Raw genomic sequence first — 17,578 nt, 5'->3', positions numbered from 1 at the left:
ATGTCCGCGCGACTTACCTCGACGGATTCGACCCTGGTAGGCGGAGTGACGATGCTGCCTCAGGGTGCGTCGCGCGCGCCGCTGAATCTCCGCGGCGGGCGCGTCGCATCGTCGTCCGCAGCTAACGCTTTCCCTGTCGACGTGCGCGATCACCGGATCTTGCCGGGGCTGATCAACGCGCATGAGCATCTACAGGTTAACGCCGTGCCTCCGCTGCGCCGTGCCGAGCCTTTTCCGAACAGCTACGCCTGGATAGATGCCTTCCAGCAGCATTTCCACGACGCCGATGTCGCCGCCGCCCTGCGGGTCCCGAAGTCGGTCCGTCTTCGCCATGGCGCGCTGAAGAACCTGCTCGCCGGGACCACCTGCGTGGTCCACCACGACCCCTGGCACGCGGCGCTCGATGAGGATGACTTCCCGGTGGCGTTGCTCCGCGACCACGGCTGGAGTTACGCGCTCGATGGTCCGGAATTCGGGCCGCCGGTGAGCGCGAGCTACCATTCGACGCCTGCGGACCGCCCCTGGATGATCCATCTTGCCGAAGGCACTGACGCGGTGGCCGCCGCGGAGCTGGCGCGCCTGGACGCGCTCGGCTGCCTCGGCAGCAATACGGTATTGATCCATGGCGTCGGTCTTGACGCCGCCGATATCGAACGTGTCATCGCCCGTGGCGCTGCCGTGGTCTGGTGTCCCGGCAGCAACCGCGCCCTGCTCGGACGCACGCTCGACCCGCGCCGGTTGTACGCGGCAGGTTGCCTGGCGCTGGGTAGCGACTCGCGGCTCAGCGGTCGTCGCGACCTGCTCGATGAGCTGAGCGATGTCGCGGCGCGAGGTGAATTGTCGAGCACGGCGCTGCTCGCTCTCGTCACGACACAAGCGGCTCGCATCTTCCGCCTCGGCCTGCGCGGCGGCCTGGCCGCCGGCGCACCGGCTGACCTGCTGATCGTGCGGGATCGCGAGGGCCTGGCCGCGGACAGCCTGGTCGGTCTGACACGTAGCGACATCCGCGCGGTCGTGCGCGAAGGCGTGCCGCGCATCGCCGATCCCGACTTCGCCGACTGGTTCGCCGCCGCCGGCGTGGACACCATCGCGGTGCAACTGGACGGCCGCCCGAAGCTGATCGCGCGTTCGCTGGCCGAACCCGCGGTGTTCGCGCTCGAGCCCGGTCTCGAGGTTTCCTTTTCTCATGACGAAAGCGAGATCGATCTCGCCATGGAGGCCCGGTGTCACTGACGTCCCCTTTGCCGGTACTGGAGCCCCTCGCAGCCTATGCGCTGTGGTCGTCCGACTACCCCGCACACGCGCACAACCCGGTGATGATGGCCGAGGAGCGTGCGATGCTGGCCCTGATGCCCGAGGCCCTGCGAGGTCGGCACGTGCTCGACGCCGGCTGCGGTAGCGGACGCTATCTATTGCATGCCTTGCGCCGCGACGCGTCGCGCGTGACCGGCGTCGACCTCTCCCCCGACATGCTCGGTCGGGCGCGCGAGGCGCTGGACGGATACATCGCCGAAGGGCGTGTCGAGCTGCGCCAGGGCGACCTTGCCGCCATGCCCGTGCCCGGTTCGCTGGCGGACCTGACGATATGCGGCCTGACCATCGGGCATCTCGAAACGCTGGCTCCCGCACTGGCGGATCTGCGCCGGGCCACCCGTCCTGGCGGCCGCATCCTCTGCAGCGATGTGCACCCCATCGGGCACGCACTGGGCTGGCAGCGCGACTTTCGAGCGGGCGGCCGGAGCTACGCGGTGCGCCATACTCGGCATCTCTACAGCCACTGGCATGCGGCCTGCGCGACGCTCGGCCTGGCCATCGAACGCGTGGAAGAACCGATGCTCGATCCTGCCGATATCCCCGTCGGTGCGCATTTCGACCCGATGGCCCTCGAACTTCCCGTGGCCCTGGTCTTCCAGCTGAGGCGTATCGCGTGAGCCTATCCGACACATCGACGCCCGACACGGGGCGTTCGCCACGGACGTTGCTGATCAACCCGACGATCACATCGCGTTCGAGCGCGCGCTTCCCGCTTGCGCTGCTCAACCTGGCGGCCTCGTTGGATCGCAACGGGCATAGCCAGATCATCGACGGCAACGTCGATCGCGACCTCATCGGGGCCACGCTGGCCGCGATCGAGGGTGATCGATTCGACGCGGTCGGTATCAGCGTGATGGGCGGCCCGCAGGTCGCGCCATCCATCGAAGTCTCCCGCGTGATCCGCGAGCGCTATCCGCAGTTGCCGATCATCTGGGGCGGTTACTTCCCGACGCTCTACACGGACACGGCACTTTCCGCGGCCTATGTCGATTACGCGATACGCGGCCAGGCTGAAGAGAGTCTGCCGGAACTGGTCGCGGCCCTGACCCGGCCCGGCGAGCCGGCCGTCTCGAACATCGGCAGCCTGTCCTGGAAGCGCGACGGCGCGGTCGTCCACAACCCTAACCGGCGCTTCTCCCTCGGTGACAGCGGTATCGTCCTGCCGTACGACAAGCTGGGCGATCCGCGCCGGTATCTCGCGCGCACCTTCCTTGGCGAGCGCACGGCCGCGCACCAGGCGTCCATCGGCTGCCGTTTTCGCTGCACGTTCTGCGGCGTGAACGCGATGTTCGGTGGCAAGACCGAGCTGCCCACGGCGAAGCGGCTCGAACGCGACCTGAGCTACCTCAAGTACGAACTCGGTGCCGATTCGATCCAGTTCTTCGACCACAATTTCTTCGATCGCGAAGTCGACATGATTCCGCTGCTCGAAGTCATGGCGAAACTGGAAATGCCATGGTGGTGTTATGCACGTTCCGATGCGCTGCTGAACCTGTCCGAGAGCACCTGGGAACTGGTACGCAAGAGCCGCCTGCGCATGGCCTACGTGGGCGCCGAATCGCCCAGCGGCGCCATGCTCAAGGAGATCCGTAAGGGCACGCGGCCCGACCAGACGCTGCAGGTTGCCGAACTGTGCCGCCGCAACGGCGTGATTCCCGAACTTTCGTTCATGGTGGCGCCGCCGCAGAACACGCTGGAAGAAACCGAGCACACGTTCGAGTTCATCCGCGAGCTGAAACGGATCAACCCGGCGTCGGAGATCATCGTCTACATCTACACGCCGCTGCCGGAAAGCAGCAAGCATGAGAAGGACCGTGGTAAGCACGCCTCCATGCCACTGCTCGACCTGCATGGCGAGCCCGTGGTCTTCCCGTCGTCTCCCGAGGAATGGACGGAGCGTCGCTGGGTGGACTATGCCTGCCACGCCGATGCCCCATGGCTGACCGATGACCTGCGCCGGCACATCCAGGACTTCGTCACCGTGCTGCGCTGCCGTTTCCCGACCGTGCAGGACCTGCGCTCGCCGTCGTGGGCCAAGCGTGGCCTGAGCGCCATGGCTTCGTGGCGTTACCGTCGACGCCAGTACGACCGGCCCTGGGAGCTCAACCTCGCCAACCGGCTCGTGCGCCTGCGCATGCCCCAGGTTTCCGGTCTCTAGGCGAGGTACGCCCGTGCATGTCGCCCAGATCAATTTCCTCCGCGCGCCGGCGGACTGCACGCCGGACGAACTATTCGAACGCTGGCCGTCGCTGGCTGACATTCCGGAAGCGGCGGCCGCGTCGGGCACACGCGTATCGGTGATCCAGGTCGCCGCGCGGCCACGAATATTCACTCGCCATGGCATCGACTATCACTTCGTCGACCTGCGCGGCATGCATTCGCCGACGACGCGTGGTCGCTTCCTCGCCGATCTCGTCGCCGATATCGGCAGCCAGGTGCTTCACGTGCACAGCCTCGGCTTTGCCGCCGATGCGTTTGCCGTGGCCCAACGATTGCCGCGGGTGCCCATCCTCATCCAGGACCACGCCGACCGTCCGCCGCGCTGGTGGCGGCGGCCCCGCTGGCGCACCTGGTACGCGGCGGCTTCCGGTATCGCCTTCACTTCGCCGGGACTGGCCGGGCCATTCACGCGCGCCGGCCTGTTCGCGCAACGCACGCGGTTGTTTGCCATTCCCGAATCGAGCAGTCGTTTTCATCCGGGCGATCACCAGGCCGCACGCGTCGAGACGGGATTGCGCGGCGATCCGTGCGTGCTGTGGGTGGGGCACCTGAGCCACGGCAAGGATCCGCTGACCGTGCTCGAGGGCGTCGCGCGTGCTGCGCAGCGCCTTCCGGGCATACAGCTCTACTGTGCCTTTGGCAGCGCGCCCTTGCTGGACGAGGTGCGTCACAAGATCGACAGCGATCCTCGTCTGCATGGCCGGGTGCATCTTCTGGGTAAGCAGCCGCATGCGCGCATCGAAACGCTGATGCGTGCCGCGGACCTCTTCGTTTCGGGTAGCCACGGCGAGAGCTGTGGCTTCGCGCTGCTCGAGGCGCTGGCCTGTGGCGTCACGCCGGTGGTCACGGACATTCCGTCGTTTCGTTCGCTCACGGGTAACGTCGTCGGCGAACTGTGGCCGTGCGGCGACGCCGTGCGACTGACCGAGGCGCTGGTGCGCGCAGCGGGCATCCGCCCGTCACGCGCCGACGTGCGCTCCTTCTTCGACGCCACGCTCTCCTTCGCCGCCGTGGGTCGCCAATGGGCCGATGCCTATGCGCGACTGTTGGCGGACCGGCGGGAGGGTCGATCGTGAAACTCGCCATCGTCGTACCGGGCGGCATGGACCGCACGGGCGAATACCGCGTGATCCCGGTCTTCCTTGCCCTCATCGCACGACTCGCGCGCGTGCATGACGTCCATGTGTTTGTCCTGCATCAGGAACCCTTGCCGGCGACCTGGCCGCTACTGGGCGCCACGGTGCACAACATAGGTGATGGTTGGCCGCGCCTGCGTGCGATCGCCGCGATTCGTGCGGAGCACCGGGTGGCCCCCTTCGCCATGATTCACGCGATCTTCTCCGGTTCGTGCAGCTTCATCGCTGTGGCGGCGGCAAAGCTGCTACGCATATCCAGCCTCGTGCACATCGCCGGCGGCGAACTGGTGGCCCTGCACGCGATCGGATACGGCGGTCGTCGGCGCTGGAAGGGCCGGCTTCGCGAAGCCGTCGTGCTTCGCGCGACGGACGCCGTGACGGCAGCCAGCGCGCCCATCGTCGACGCGCTGAGCGCGCTTGGCATTCGGTCGCGGCGCATCCCGCTCGGTGTCGACCTGACGGCGTGGCCACCGCTCGCGCCACGTCGCCGCGCCACACCGCGCGCCCGTTTGATGCATGTCGCCAGCCTCAACCTGGTGAAGGACCAGACCACCTTGCTGCGCGCACTGGCCGCGCTACGCGATGCCGGTGTGGACTTCGAGATGGCTATCGTCGGCGTCGACACCTTGCAGGGGCGGATGGAACGGTTGGTTCATGAGTTGGGTCTGGAGAACCACGTGCGCTTCCTGGGCTTCCGCACGCAGCGTGAACTGCGTCCGCTCGTGGCGGCTTGCGACCTGCTGGTGATGTCGTCGTTACACGAGGCCGGACCGCTCGTGCTGCTCGAAGCGGCGGTCGCCGGCGTGCCCACGGTGGGTACGGCCGTGGGTCATATCGCGGAGTGGTCGCCATCGGCTGCGCTCGCTGTCGCGGTGGGCGACTGGGTCGGCCTGGCCATGGCGATCCAGCGCGTACTGGTGGACGAGGCACTGCGTTGCCGCCTCGCCGAAGCCGCCCAACGACGTGCACTCGCCGAGGATGCCGATTACACCGCGCGCTCCTTCGAAGCCCTGTACCAGGAGCTTTTGGCGCGGCGTGGCGCCGTGGCCTAGGCGAGCGGCGCGGCGGGTTCGAGCGCGGCGCGGACGACGTACAGGGTGTCCATGCGCGGCACCGGCCGGGTCAGCCAGGTGAGCATGCGTCGACGATGTCCCTGTGTCACCCAGCTCTGGCCTTGCAACCACACTTGCGTACGCACCATGTCGGCGCGTTCGCTCACGCTCTCCGCGGATGGCCGCAGGCGATTCCTGACGCAACGTGCCACCTCGGTCAGGTTGCGCGACCACTCCACCCCGGGCAGGGCGTGCAGCCAGAGGTCCGAGCAGGACATGTCGGTCAGCGTCCAGCGTCGCGACATGGTGCGGAGCAGGGCAGGGCACTCACGTTCCAGCCTGGCGAGGATGATCGGTGGCACCGCGTGCGGGTAGTAGCGTGCGACAAGGCGCAACGGTGGCAGCGCCCACCAGGCCGAACCAGGGCGCCCGTCGTCCCACAAGGCCTGCCAGTCGCTGGCGAGCATGCGAGTGGCCAGCAGCGAGATGTCATTGAGGTGCATGAGTCGCAGGCTGCGACCACAGACGTTGCCGGCCGCGTGCAGTAACAGGTGGCTCATCAGCGCCCCCGTGGAGGGGTAGGGATTGAGGCCGGGTCGCGCATGGCGGGGATAGATACGCGTGGTGATATCGACCGCGGAAACCGGTAGCCGCTCCTGGATACGCGTGTGCAGTTCGATGTTGACCGGTGTGTCGCGATGTTCACCCAGACCGGCGAATGGATTGCTGTCGACCGGCTTGAACACGCGGTGTTTCCACTGTGTAAATGACTCCACATAGCCGAGTTCGTGGAGCAGGGCGGTGGTGGGGCCGACGTCCTCCTCGCGAACGAGCAGGTCGATGTCGGCCATGGGGCGGTCCCCCGGGGTGTATATACCCAGCGCGTGCAACGCCGAGCCTTTCAGCGGCACGATGGCCACGCCGACATCGCGCGCGCCGTCGTCGATGCGATCCAGCAGCGCGGCGATCCGGCGATGCCGCTGTTCCACGTGCTCGCGCTGGGCAGCGAGAAACAGCCGCCACGCGGGCTTCTGCCAGGTCGACAGGCGACTGAGCAGGGGCGAAACCCCGTGCGCCACCGCCACCGCGGAAGCCAGCCTCCATTCGAGGTCCGTCCATGCCGGAAGCCGGCTGCCCGGCCTGGCCAGCGCCAGCTCCGCGGCGAGCGCTTCGGTGGTGCGGTTCAGGCCGCTACGGACGAGCTTCAGGGAGGGCATCATGGCGGTATCTACAGTAAGGGCAGGGCGATGGTCTGCATCGCCATGAACGGCGAGGGCGTGGGTTGTTCCGTGCGATGTTCGGCTTCGTGTGCGAACAGCGTGTTCCAGCGCGTTTCGAGCACGGCGTGGGCATCGTTTCGGCGTGCGGCCGATAGCGTTTCACGTGATTGGCGCAGGTTGACCTGCTGATGGAGCAGGTCGCGCATGCTGCGGTAAAAATCGGAGTCGTAGGCGCCGCGGAACATCATCGCGAGGTCGTTGCTGTCGCGCCAATGCGTCTTCCTGCCCAGCTGCGCCTTTACTTCCTCGTAGAACTTCGTCCCCGGTAGCGGATACGACACACTGACACCGATATCGTCAGGAGCCGCCTCCGCGACCAGGTCGCGGGTGGCAAGCAGATCGGTCAACTGCTCGCCGAGGTAACCCAGCTGGATGAAGAACCCCACGCGCACGCCGTGCTCGCCGAAGCGGCGCCGCGCCGCGATGAGCTCGGCCACCGTGGTGCCCTTGTTCATTCGATCGAGCACGCGCTGGCTACCGCTTTCCGCGCCGATCCAGGCTTCGGCACAACCGGCGTCGGCCAGGGCGGCGACCATGCGCTCGCTGCCGAGGTCGGCGCGGGTCTGGATGGTGAACGGCACGGACCCGTCGCTCTCGCGCAGGTGCTCGGCGAACGCTGCCACCCAGCCGACGTGGAAGCCGAAGATGTCGTCGGCCATCCAGATGTGATCGGGCCGGAAGGTACGCTTGAGGTAGGTCATCTCCGCGGCGACGTCTTCCGCGCTGCGTTGCTTGTAGTGGTTGCCCCAGATCGGCTTGGCGCACCAGTTGCAGCGGAACGGGCAACCGCGTGACGCGGCCATGTTAAGGCTGAAATAACCGTGGCGTTCCTGCCAGAGCGAACGATAGCGCTCGATGTCGACCAGGTCCCACGCAGGGCGCCCGACCACGCGCGGGTCCGGCGGAACGGCGCCGAGACGAACCAGCTCGGCCTTCCCGTCGACGAGGGTGGCGACGCCGGAGAGGCCGGCCGCCCAGTCGGCGGGATCGATATCCGGCGTGCGTTGCAGCCGGTCGACCAGGGCTGCCAGCGCGGCGATGCCTTCGCCAACCAATACCGCATCGGCTCCTGCGGCGAGAAACGCTTCGGGCTGGTCCGACGCATCGGAGCCGGCGACGATGACCCGCGCGCCGTAGGCACGGGCCTCCGCGATCATCTGGCACGCCGCGTCGCGCATGCGGCTGAGGCACATCTTGGTCAGGTAATTGAAATTGTCCTCGTAGATGACGACGAGGTCAGGACGCGCGGCATGCAAGGCGCCGGAGTACTCCTCCACGCCGTCGGCCAGCATCGCGTCGAACAACGCCAGTTCATGGCCCATCTCGCGAAGCAGGGCGGCCACCTGGATGGTGGCGAGCGGGGGATAGGGTTTGCCACGTTCCCACTGCTTCGGATCGTATCGAAGGAAGTAGGAGTGGCCGACCTGAATCTTGAGCATGTCGGGGGAGCCTCGATCATCGCGTTGGTCAGTGAGTGCCCCCGCGCACGGCGAGGGTTGCAACCTGCGTCTGCGCAACCTTTCCGCCGGGGCTCCGCACCCACGGGTTCACCTGCCGGGATACCGCATGGCCCAGATCGATCCCTTCTTCGAGCGCTCGCCCTATCCCTTCGCCATGGTCAAGACCATCCTCGGTGCACAGTTCCGCTTCGACAGCACCCATCCGGCGCTGCTCGAGCCGGTAGAGGCCGCCTACGGCGGCCTGCCGCGCGACGTATCCGGCACGCCGCAGCCGAGCTTCCAGGTCGAGCTGCGTCTGGCGCCGCCGCGTCGCACGGCGGTGCTCGACGAGCCGCCGCCGCTGCTTACGCAATCGGGGGCGGGCCTGCTCTGCGGCATCATGGACGCCTCCAACTACGTGATCGTCGACCACGCGCGTCAACGGGCGCTGGTAGTGGTGTCCGAAGACATGCTCGACTGGCGTTATCACGTGCGCTACGAACTGGTCGAGTTCGCCGTGTTCGTGCTCGCCGCACGCGGCATGGACCTTCTTCCTTTGCACGGCGCATGCCTGGGCCTGGATGGCCGTGGCGTTCTCCTCCTTGGCGCCAGTGGCGCAGGTAAGTCCACGCTTGCCCTGCATGGGTTGCTCGGCGGGATGGACTTCGTCGCCGAGGACGCGATCTTCGTCGATCCGCGCAGCATGCAAGCGCGTGGCGTCGGCAATTTCCTGCACGTGCGCGAGGACGCTTTGCGCTTCATCGACGACGGTCCGATGCGCCAATGGATCGAGCAGTCGCCAACGATACGGCGGCGCAGCGGTGTGGAGAAATACGAAGCCGATCTTCGTCACGGTGGCGGACACGTCGCAACGTCCCCGCTGGCGTTGATGGGCGCGGTGTTCGTTTCCGCCGAGGTGGTCGATGACGCCGCCGACATGCTCCTGCCGCTGGAGCACGACGAGATTGCCGCCCGGCTGCTTGCCGACCAGCCCTATGCGTCGGGTCAGGCCGGATGGCACCGCTTCGTCCATCAACTGGCAGACATGGATGTGCACCTGCTCCGACGTGGCCGCCACCCGAGCGCCTCGGTCGATGCCTTGCGCCGGTTGCTGACGTCGAGCCACGTCGCGAGCGCATGACGATGAAGGACGCGATACCGGGCGCGGGTTTGCACACTGTCCTGCGATCGCTCGTCGCGACCTTGCCACCGGCGGACCGCTGGAAAGTCGGTATCTACGTCGCTCTCTCGCTGGGCTCGGCACTCGCCGGTGCCCTTGCCGCCATGTTGTTGGTGCCGCTGGTGCAGCCGGATGCGCGGTTGCCGTTCGAGGGCCGCTGGTTCCATGCCTCCATGAGCATGGGCTGGCGGACCGCCGCATTCACTGGCGTGACGCTCGCCTTCGCGTTGTTGCGCTGGCAGGCGTCGTGCCTCGGTGCACGTCTTGTCGGCCGCTACGGCATGCGCCTGCGTCGCCAGGTGCACGCACGCCTGATCGCCGCCGAGATCGGGCCGCTCGCCGCCGCCAGCTCGGCGGAGATCGCCAATGTGCTTACCTATAACGTCGAGATCGTCGTGCAGGGCTTCAGCGCGCTGCAGCAGTTACTGATCGCCGGGGTCACCGCGACAGTCAGCCTCTCGCTGGCCTTCTGGGTATCGCCGCCACTGCTTCTCGTCGCGCCGCCGCTGGCTGTCCTTGCGTTGCTTGCGTCGCGCTTCTACGGTCGCGAACAGATCGAGGTGGGCCGCCGCTACGTGGCGAACATGACACGGCTGTTCTGGCACAGCGAGGATTTTCCCCGCCGGCTTCGCCATGTCCGTTCGTTCGGCCGCGAGGATGTCGAACGTGACAGTTACGGCGAGGTGTCCAGGGACCTTTCGCGCGGCTACGCGCGTCAACTGGAGCTGATCGCGTCGGGCCGGCTGATCCTGGAACTGCTGGCGGTCGGCGGCATTGCCACGCTGTTCGTGCTTGCGCAGCGCTGGCATGGCATCGACCAGGGCGCGTTGATCGCCGTGTGCCTCCTGCTCGGCCGGCTGTTGCCCTACCTGGTCTCGACGCGGCAGAGCATCCAGCAGATACGCTCGGCTGCGCCGGCCCTGGAACTGTGGCAGCGCTATATGCACCTGCCGACATCTGAAGAGCCACCTGCGGCGACGGCACGGCCGACGCTCCCGGAGGCCGGCATCCATCTCCGGCGCATTCATGTCACCCCGCCGGTGCCCGGCATCGAACTCGGTGACCTGGTCATGCGCCGCGGAGAGCTCGTGCTCATCCAGGGTGATTCCGGGATCGGTAAAAGCAGCCTCGTCGACGTTCTCGCCGGCATGGCGCGACCGGCGGTCTTCGATGCGCGTGTCGGCGGGCATGCCATCGACTACGACACCTATCGCGCCTATGTCCGTCATGGCGCCTACGTCAGCCAGAGCGTGCGGCCGTGGCAGGCCACGGTCAGGGACTGCCTGCGCTGGGCGGCGCCGTCGGCGGCAGACGGACAATTGCGTCAGGTCCTGCGCGATGTCGGCCTCGATAAGCCCCTGGACACCGCGCTGCACGATGCATCCAGCCGGCTGTCCGGCGGTGAGCTGCAACGGTTACTGCTGGCCCAGGTGATCCTGCGCGAGCCTGCGGTGGCCGTGCTCGACGAAGCGACCGGCGCGCTGGACGCAGCCTCGGAACTGGCCGTCCTCTCGGCCATGAAGCGCCGGTTGCCGCGAAGCCTGCTGATCGTCGTCTCCCATCGCGAAGGCGTTTGCGCGCTGGCCGAGCACTGCGTGACCGTCGGCCCCTCCATTCGGTCTATTGTTCCTTCACGCGCGGGAGCCTAACGTCGGCCTCGTCAACCGGGGGGAAGGCCATGCACGTCACCACGAAGTCCATAGCGATGCTGGCCGGGCTCCTGCTCGCCCTGGCCTGCGGCCGCGCACAAGGTCCAGGGCAACCGCCGTTCGACGCTGTCGCCGCTTCGCATCGCGGCGACTTCTGGAGTACGGACCCCTGCGGTCCGCATCGTCCCATGGTCGCCATCTGCCGCATGCTGCGCCCCGTTCGCGGCTGAACCGCCAACTGAGCTAGGCTAGCCGCGGGACACAGGGGATTCCTATGCGCTGCCTGCTCGCCGTTGCGACCGTATTGATCCTGGGCGCCGCGCCGGCCCATGCCGGAAGGGTGGTTATCGAAGTCGTGGATACGAACGGGCGCCCCGTGGCGGATGCGATCGTGAGCCTTGCGCCGATGCCTGGCACCACGTCACGAGGGATCGCGCCGGCCACCCGATTCGTCGACCAGAAGGACGAAACCTTCCTACCCTACGTCACCGCATTGCACCCCGGCGACAGCGTGATCTTCCGTAACAGCGACAACACGCGGCACCACGTCTACTCGTTTTCGGACATGGTGAAGTTCGAGTACATGCTCGGCCCCGGCGAAAGTTCGCCCGCCCTGTTGATGAACAATCCCGGCAACGCCGCGGTCGGCTGCAACATCCACGACCAGATGCTCACCTATCTCTACGTGACGAAGGATCCCGAGATGGCGACGACCGACGCACAGGGCAGGGCAAGCATCGATGGCGTCAATGCGGGGCAGTACCGCGCCCACGCCTGGCACCCGCAACTCCGCCCCGGGGTGACCCTGCCGATCCAGGGTGTCACCGTGAGCGAGGCGGCGCCGGCCACCGTCCGTTTCAACCTCGCCCTGCTGCCCGATCCGCGCGGCGCGATGGATCGCGAGCACATCGGCTACTGAGCGGGCCATGCGGGTCCTCGGTTTCCGCACCCGGCTGGCGCTGTTCTTCGTCGCCACGCTGATCCTGGTCCAGGGGCTTACCGCCGTGCTGGCCTACGATGTCGCGCGTCGCCAGCTGGTCAAGGAAGGCGGCCACCAGCTGAGCGCGAATGCCGGTGCCTTCGTGGCGCAGATGAACGATCTTTCGGCCAGCGTCGCCAACGGCGTGCAGATCATGTCGCTGGATTACGGGCTGCGCTCGGCCATCGGCGCGCGGGATAAGGAAACCATTCTTTCCGTCCTGCGTAACCATGGCCGTCGCGTCGGTGCGTCGCGCATGCAACTGGTGGACCTCGAGGGCAGGATCCAGGCCGACACGGTCGACGCTTCCGACGACAGCCAACCATTCGCGTTTCCGGATCTGCTGGGCCGGGCGTTCAATGAACGCACGGCGGCCGTCACCGTGGTCGACGGCAAAGCCTTCTGGATCGTCGTCGTGCCGGTTTATGCACCCCAGCCGGTGGGTCTGGTGGCCGCGAGCATTCCGGTCGACGACGCGATGATCGCGCACATGCAACAGCTGTCGGCCCTGCCGCGCGATGTCGAACTGGCCACGCCGAGCGGTTCGGGCCACTACTCGGTGATCGCACGTGGCAGCAGTCATTCCGAGCTCACCGCGAGTTTCTCTTCCAGCGACCGTTCGTTGCCCTCCCAGCCCACCGCGGTGACTATCGGCGGGCGTGACTATCTTGTGCTTGCGCAGTTGCTCCGCCAGCCCAAGGGCAGCGGGGCCGTGTACGCCGTACTGGGTTACTCGCTCGACGATGCGTTGCGGCCTTACAAGGCGGTATGGCACGCATGGCTGGCATTGCTCGCCATGGGCCTCGGCGCAGGACTGCTCGTCGCCTGGCTGGTGGCGCGGGGTGTTTCGCGGCCGGTGGAGGCGCTTGCCGCGGCGGCGCGGCGTATCGCTGGCGGCGACTACCACGACGCGCCCGCTGTGCGCCGTCGCGACGAGATCGGCGAGCTGGCCACCGCGTTCCGCACGATGGGTGACGCGGTGCGCGAACGCGAACTGCGCATTCGCCATCAGGCCATGCACGACGGCGTGACCGGCTTGCCCAACCGCGCGGCCGCCGAGGAAGCGATCGACCAGGACCTCGCGACCGCGCCGGGCCAGCAGGGCGCCTTGCTGATCGTTGGCGTCACGCGCCTTCCGGACATTATCAAGACCATCGGTCATGCGCTGGCCGACCGCCTGATGCGCGATGCCGGCGCTCGCGTGGGGCAGGCCGCCGGCACGCATTACGTGGCGCGGGCCACGGATACGCAGTTCGCTGTCTGGCTGCGTGGGGCCGACCGTGCCGAGGCGATTTCGGTGGCATTCCGGGTGATGGATGCGCTTGCCCAGCCCTACCAGGAGGCCGAGGTAAATGTGGACATGGGCCCGGCGGTGGGCATTGCCCTGGCACCCAGCCATGGCGAGCGCGCGGCCGCCCTGCTGCGGCGCGCCGAGGTGGCCGAGTTCGCCGCGGTGGGCTCGGCTCGAGGCGTGGATGTTTATGACCCGCAGGCCGATCCGCACCGGCCCGAACGCCTTTCCCTGATGAGCGAGTTGCGCGCGGCCATCGACGGCGATGCTCTTGAGTTGTACTACCAGCCGAAGCGTCACCTTGCCGACGGCCGCGTCGACGCCGCCGAAGCGCTGGTGCGCTGGCCCCGTCCGGGGCGCGGCACGGTGTCGCCCGAGCAGTTCGTCACCGTGGCCGAGGAGACCGGCAACATCGGCCGGCTGACCCGCTGGGTCCTGGCCCGCGGCATTGCCCAGGCCGCCGAGCTGGCCCGCGCCGGTCAGCCCATGCGCATTTCGATCAACCTGTCCGCGCGCGACATCGGCGATACGGAATTGCCCGACCGCGTGGCCGATCTGCTCCGGGTCCACCGCCTGCCAGCCACCTTGCTCACCCTCGAGGTGACCGAGAGCGCCGTGATCGGTGAACCGGAGGCGGCGCTTCAAGTCCTCCGTCGCCTGGCCGATATGGGTATCGACATGGCGATCGACGATTTCGGGGTCGGCCAGACCTCGTTCGCCTACCTGCGCCGCCTGCCCGTCCGGGAACTGAAGATCGACAAGATGTTCGTCCAACACCTCGCCACCGATGAAACCGACCGCGTGATCGTCCGATCGCTGGTCGAACTCGGCCATCGCCTGGGTTATCGGGTGACTGCCGAGGGCGTGGAGGACGAAGCGACCATCGCCTTCCTCAGCGACGTCGGCTGCGATCATGCCCAGGGATTCCACGTCGACCGGCCGATGACGTTCGCGGCCCTGGTCGCGCGCCACGGCGCGCAAGGCGTGGGATCCGCGTGAGTCGATTCCGCCGCGCATTCGCCGCTATCACCGTTTGTCTCGTCATACCCCTTGCTGGCGCGCAAGATGTGAAAGTGCATGCCTATGCGGATGTGCGCCTGGTTGACGCACCCAACGACCCCAGCTTCGTCAACGGCGGCCCGGGACGCACGCGTTACGGTGACGGCGACACGCAAGCGCGCTTTGGCGCCGCCGCCCTCGTGGTGACCGCGCAGTTCACGCCGGCCCTGTTCGCGCTGGCCGACATGCAGCTCCAGCAGACCGATCACGCCAGCCCCCAGCTGACGGAAGCCTTCCTGCGTTACCGGCCGGTCTCCTTGTCGGCGTGGCGGGCATCGATCAAGGGCGGCCTGTACTTCATCCCGATCTCACTGGAGAACGATGGCATCGGCTGGACCAGCCCGTGGACGATCACGCCCTCGGCGATCAACAGCTGGGTGGGTGAGGAACTGCGTGGCCTGGGTGCCGAAGCCCGCGAGGAATGGCGTGGCGACGCCGGTACGCTTGGTTTCGGTGGCGGCCTGTTCCGGCACAACGATCCGGCTGGCAATATCCTGGCCATGCGCGGATGGTCGCTCAGCGATCTGGTCTACGGCGTGGGCGGTCGCCTGCGTGAGCCCTCCGACGATGGCGGTCGCGATCAGTACGCTCCCTTCCAGAGCATCGGTGGCCGCACCGGCTGGTACGCCGACGCCAGTTGGAAGGGCGCTTCCGGTCTCGACCTCCGCGTGCTCCGGTACGACAACCGCGCGGATCCGCAGGCGCACCGGCTCTATTCGGATGGCGACAGGCTTTTCGCCTGGCGCACGCGGTTCTGGTCGGCAGGCGCGAGCTTCCCGACCGGACCGATCACATGGATCGCGCAGGGCATGGACGGCGATACCGAAGTCCACCCTCGCCAGAGGACTCTCCTTACCCATTTCCAGTCAGGCTTCCTGCTGGCAGGCTGGAACCGTGGCGCATGGCGTCCGACCCTTCGCGTCGAACGCTTTCGCACGTGGCCTTCCGGCGAGCGCGGGCATGCCGTTACGGCGGCGTTGAACTGGCGGCCCAGCGGCTGGTTGCGTCTCACCGCCGAATGGCTGCACGTCGATGCGACGCGCGAGGATCGCGAGGACGTGGGACTTGCACCGCATGAACGCGGTAACCAGCTGCAATTGCTCGCCCGGGTACTTTATTGACATGAACGATGGCGACGGCACGGTGCACGACGTATGGGAGCGCAAATACCATCTCGCTCTCGAGCGGATGGAGCGCGACGAGCGCGACTTCCGCAGGCTTGAAGAGGGGTTGCGCAGGCTTGTGCTGCGACTCACTGCGCTCGCGCGTGGGCAAAGCGCACAAGCCGATCGCTTGCTGGACCAGCTCGGCGACGGCTTGAGCCTCGCTTCCGATCCGGATGCCCTCGATGCCTTGCTCGAAGCACTGGCCGAGGCGGTGACCGCACTCGAACAGCGCCCGGAACCGACGCCACAGCACGATGGGGTTCAGGAAGCGACGGAGGCCTTGCGGCAGGTGCTGTTCCACGTCGTGCTCATGCCTGTGTTCGCGGGGCGAGTCGACGCACTGCACGCTATGCTGGGCCAGGCCCGCGACATGGCTGCCATCTCGTCGGCGGCCCGCGGCGTCGCCGATGTGGTCAACCAACAGCGCAACTCGCTGCGCCATGACATCGCCCAGCTGCAGGAGCTTCTGGCTGACGTCAGCGGAAGGCTCGGCGACATGACCCGCTATCTCGTGGCCGAAACCGGGAACGTCGGCGCGGGTGACGAGCAGGGCCGGGACCTGGACGCGACGGTGCGCGAGGAGATGCGGCTGCTCGTCGAACAGACGCGGGGTGCCACCGACCTCGAAGCCTTGCAGGCGCAGGTCAACGCGCGCCTTTCCATGATCGACGAGCATTTTCGTGCTTTTCGCGTGCGCGAGGACGAGCGCCTGGCAACGTATCGCGATCGCGCCGAACGCATGAAAGATCGCGTCGAAGAGCTGGAAACGCAGGCGACATCGCTGCAGGACTCGCTGCGTCGCGAGCACGAACTGGCACTTACCGATCCGCTGACCGGTCTGCCCAACCGCCTTTCTTACGAACGGCGCATGGCCAAAATCGAACAGGACGTGCGCGAAGACGGCGGCATGGCCTGCGTCGGCGCTTTCGACATCGATCATTTCAAAGTGATCAACGATAGCTTCGGTCACGCGGCGGGCGACGCGGTGCTACGCATCGTCGCTCAGACCCTCACCCGCGAACTGCCCGAACCTGCCTTCGTCGCGCGCTATGGCGGCGAGGAATTCGTCGTGGTCTTCGCCGGTATTTCCGCCGAAGAAGCGATAGCGGCCGCCCAGGCGCTATGCGAAACGGTCGCTGCTCTCGCCTTCCACGCCAGCCAGAAACCGGTGACCGTGACGATGTCCGGCGGCATCACGCGTTTCCTCGCCGATGACACCGCCGCAACCGTTTTCGACCGCGCGGACCGGGCGCTTTATGCCGCCAAGCGAGCGGGGCGCAATCGGTGCTTGCTGCTCTGAGCCATGTGGGAGCCCTGCTCTGAGCCATGTGGGAGCCGATTCATCGGCGAAAGGCCGGTGGCGAATGAGGCATTGCATTGCATCGTGCCGGCGGTCCAACCGCTCGCCCGATCATTGCAAGGCCTCATTCGCAAATTCGACAACCTGAGGGTTCGCCGCTGAAGCGGCTCCTACGAGAGTTGTGTATTCAGTCGCGGCGGGCGAGCAGCATGCCGACCAGGATGCCAACGCCAAAGCCGCTCAGGATCGCGCCGAGGGGGCGGTGGGCGATGACGTCGCGGGCGCTGTCCACCGCTTCGCCGGCTTTGGCCTGGACGCGGCCGGCGGTCTCGCGAATGGCGCCTTCGGCTTCGAGGCCGTGGTCACCGCCCAGTGCGCCGGCTGCCCGCTGCACGCGGCCACCGATGGTGTTCGCTGCGCCCCGGATCTGGTCTTCGTTCATGGTCCCGCTCCCGACGTTGATTGAAGCAACGAAGGTGATGGGCCGGATGTGCATGGCGCGGCAAGACCCCG

Annotated in this window: 15 protein-coding genes; 12 read left to right on the top strand and 3 right to left on the bottom strand. The window is 67.1% G+C overall.

Going from position 1 to position 17,578, the window contains the following annotated elements; genetic code table 11:
* The 5 genes from C8J98_RS00790 to C8J98_RS00770 are packed head-to-tail and all read left to right on the top strand — an operon-like array spanning position 1 to position 5,722.
* Positions 1–1,233 carry an amidohydrolase family protein gene (locus C8J98_RS00790; protein WP_107909991.1) on the top strand — a complete coding sequence of 411 codons (1,233 nt, stop codon included), beginning with the start codon at positions 1–3 and terminating at the stop codon, positions 1,231–1,233.
* Positions 1,230–1,931 carry a class I SAM-dependent methyltransferase gene (locus C8J98_RS00785; protein WP_233260099.1) on the top strand — a complete coding sequence of 234 codons (702 nt, stop codon included), beginning with the start codon at positions 1,230–1,232 and terminating at the stop codon, positions 1,929–1,931. The genes C8J98_RS00790 and C8J98_RS00785 overlap by 4 nt, the downstream gene beginning before the upstream one ends.
* Positions 1,928–3,472, top strand: coding sequence for a radical SAM protein (locus C8J98_RS00780; RefSeq protein WP_107909989.1), 1,545 nt, complete (start codon positions 1,928–1,930; stop codon positions 3,470–3,472). The genes C8J98_RS00785 and C8J98_RS00780 overlap by 4 nt, the downstream gene beginning before the upstream one ends.
* Before the next feature lie 13 nt (positions 3,473–3,485).
* Entirely contained in the window at positions 3,486–4,610 is a 1,125-nt protein-coding gene (locus tag C8J98_RS00775; protein ID WP_107909987.1) for a glycosyltransferase family 4 protein, read from the top strand.
* On the top strand, positions 4,607–5,722 hold the full coding sequence (locus C8J98_RS00770; RefSeq protein WP_107909985.1) for a glycosyltransferase family 4 protein: 1,116 nt from the start codon (positions 4,607–4,609) through the stop codon (positions 5,720–5,722). The genes C8J98_RS00775 and C8J98_RS00770 overlap by 4 nt, the downstream gene beginning before the upstream one ends.
* Here the strand turns inward: C8J98_RS00770 and C8J98_RS00765 are convergent.
* Together C8J98_RS00765 and C8J98_RS00760 are read right to left on the bottom strand one after the other, a co-directional pair.
* On the bottom strand, positions 5,719–6,942 hold the full coding sequence (locus tag C8J98_RS00765; protein ID WP_107909983.1) for a nucleotidyltransferase family protein: 1,224 nt from the start codon (positions 6,940–6,942) through the stop codon (positions 5,719–5,721). The two genes, C8J98_RS00770 and C8J98_RS00765, sit on opposite strands and share 4 nt — an antisense overlap.
* An 8-nt stretch (positions 6,943–6,950) precedes the next feature.
* Positions 6,951–8,441 carry a radical SAM protein gene (locus C8J98_RS00760; RefSeq protein ID WP_107909981.1) on the bottom strand — a complete coding sequence of 497 codons (1,491 nt, stop codon included), beginning with the start codon at positions 8,439–8,441 and terminating at the stop codon, positions 6,951–6,953.
* 127 nt (positions 8,442–8,568) lie between these two features.
* Between C8J98_RS00760 and C8J98_RS00755 the strand changes: the two genes are divergently transcribed.
* Genes C8J98_RS00755 through C8J98_RS00725 form a run of 7 tightly spaced genes read left to right on the top strand, consistent with a single transcriptional unit; the run spans position 8,569 to position 17,065 of the window.
* Complete coding sequence (locus tag C8J98_RS00755; protein ID WP_107909979.1) at positions 8,569–9,582, top strand: serine kinase; 1,014 nt, start codon at positions 8,569–8,571, stop codon at positions 9,580–9,582.
* Positions 9,579–11,270 (top strand): ABC transporter ATP-binding protein, encoded by a 1,692-nt coding sequence (locus tag C8J98_RS00750; RefSeq protein WP_233260063.1) that lies wholly within the window; start codon positions 9,579–9,581, stop codon positions 11,268–11,270. Before C8J98_RS00755 ends, C8J98_RS00750 begins: the two co-directional genes overlap by 4 nt.
* 29 nt (positions 11,271–11,299) lie before the next feature.
* Positions 11,300–11,500 (top strand): hypothetical protein, encoded by a 201-nt coding sequence (locus C8J98_RS00745; protein WP_107909975.1) that lies wholly within the window; start codon positions 11,300–11,302, stop codon positions 11,498–11,500.
* A gap of 44 nt (positions 11,501–11,544) precedes the next feature.
* A complete protein-coding gene (locus tag C8J98_RS00740; RefSeq protein WP_107909973.1) occupies positions 11,545–12,189 on the top strand; it encodes a carboxypeptidase regulatory-like domain-containing protein in 645 nt (214 codons plus the stop codon).
* Positions 12,190–12,196: 7 nt separating this feature from the next.
* Positions 12,197–14,539: an EAL domain-containing protein gene (locus tag C8J98_RS00735; RefSeq protein ID WP_107909971.1), complete on the top strand. Its 2,343-nt coding sequence runs from the start codon at positions 12,197–12,199 to the stop codon at positions 14,537–14,539.
* On the top strand, positions 14,536–15,720 hold the full coding sequence (locus C8J98_RS00730) for a hypothetical protein (RefSeq protein WP_146171482.1): 1,185 nt from the start codon (positions 14,536–14,538) through the stop codon (positions 15,718–15,720). Before C8J98_RS00735 ends, C8J98_RS00730 begins: the two co-directional genes overlap by 4 nt.
* Position 15,721: 1 nt before the next feature.
* Entirely contained in the window at positions 15,722–17,065 is a 1,344-nt protein-coding gene (locus C8J98_RS00725; protein ID WP_158272553.1) for a GGDEF domain-containing protein, read from the top strand.
* Between the two features lie 187 nt (positions 17,066–17,252).
* Here the strand turns inward: C8J98_RS00725 and C8J98_RS00720 are convergent, their stop codons facing one another.
* The gene (locus C8J98_RS00720; protein WP_158272552.1) at positions 17,253–17,507 is read right to left on the bottom strand and encodes a CsbD family protein; all 255 of its coding nucleotides are present in this window, start codon (positions 17,505–17,507) and stop codon (positions 17,253–17,255) included.
* Positions 17,508–17,578: the final 71 nt, after the last annotated feature.

The sequence above is a fragment of the Luteibacter sp. OK325 genome, assembly GCF_003050935.1.
Classification (GTDB): domain Bacteria; phylum Pseudomonadota; class Gammaproteobacteria; order Xanthomonadales; family Rhodanobacteraceae; genus Luteibacter.
Note: the sequence above shows the minus strand (reverse complement) of the source record. Positions and strands in the feature narration are given on the sequence as shown.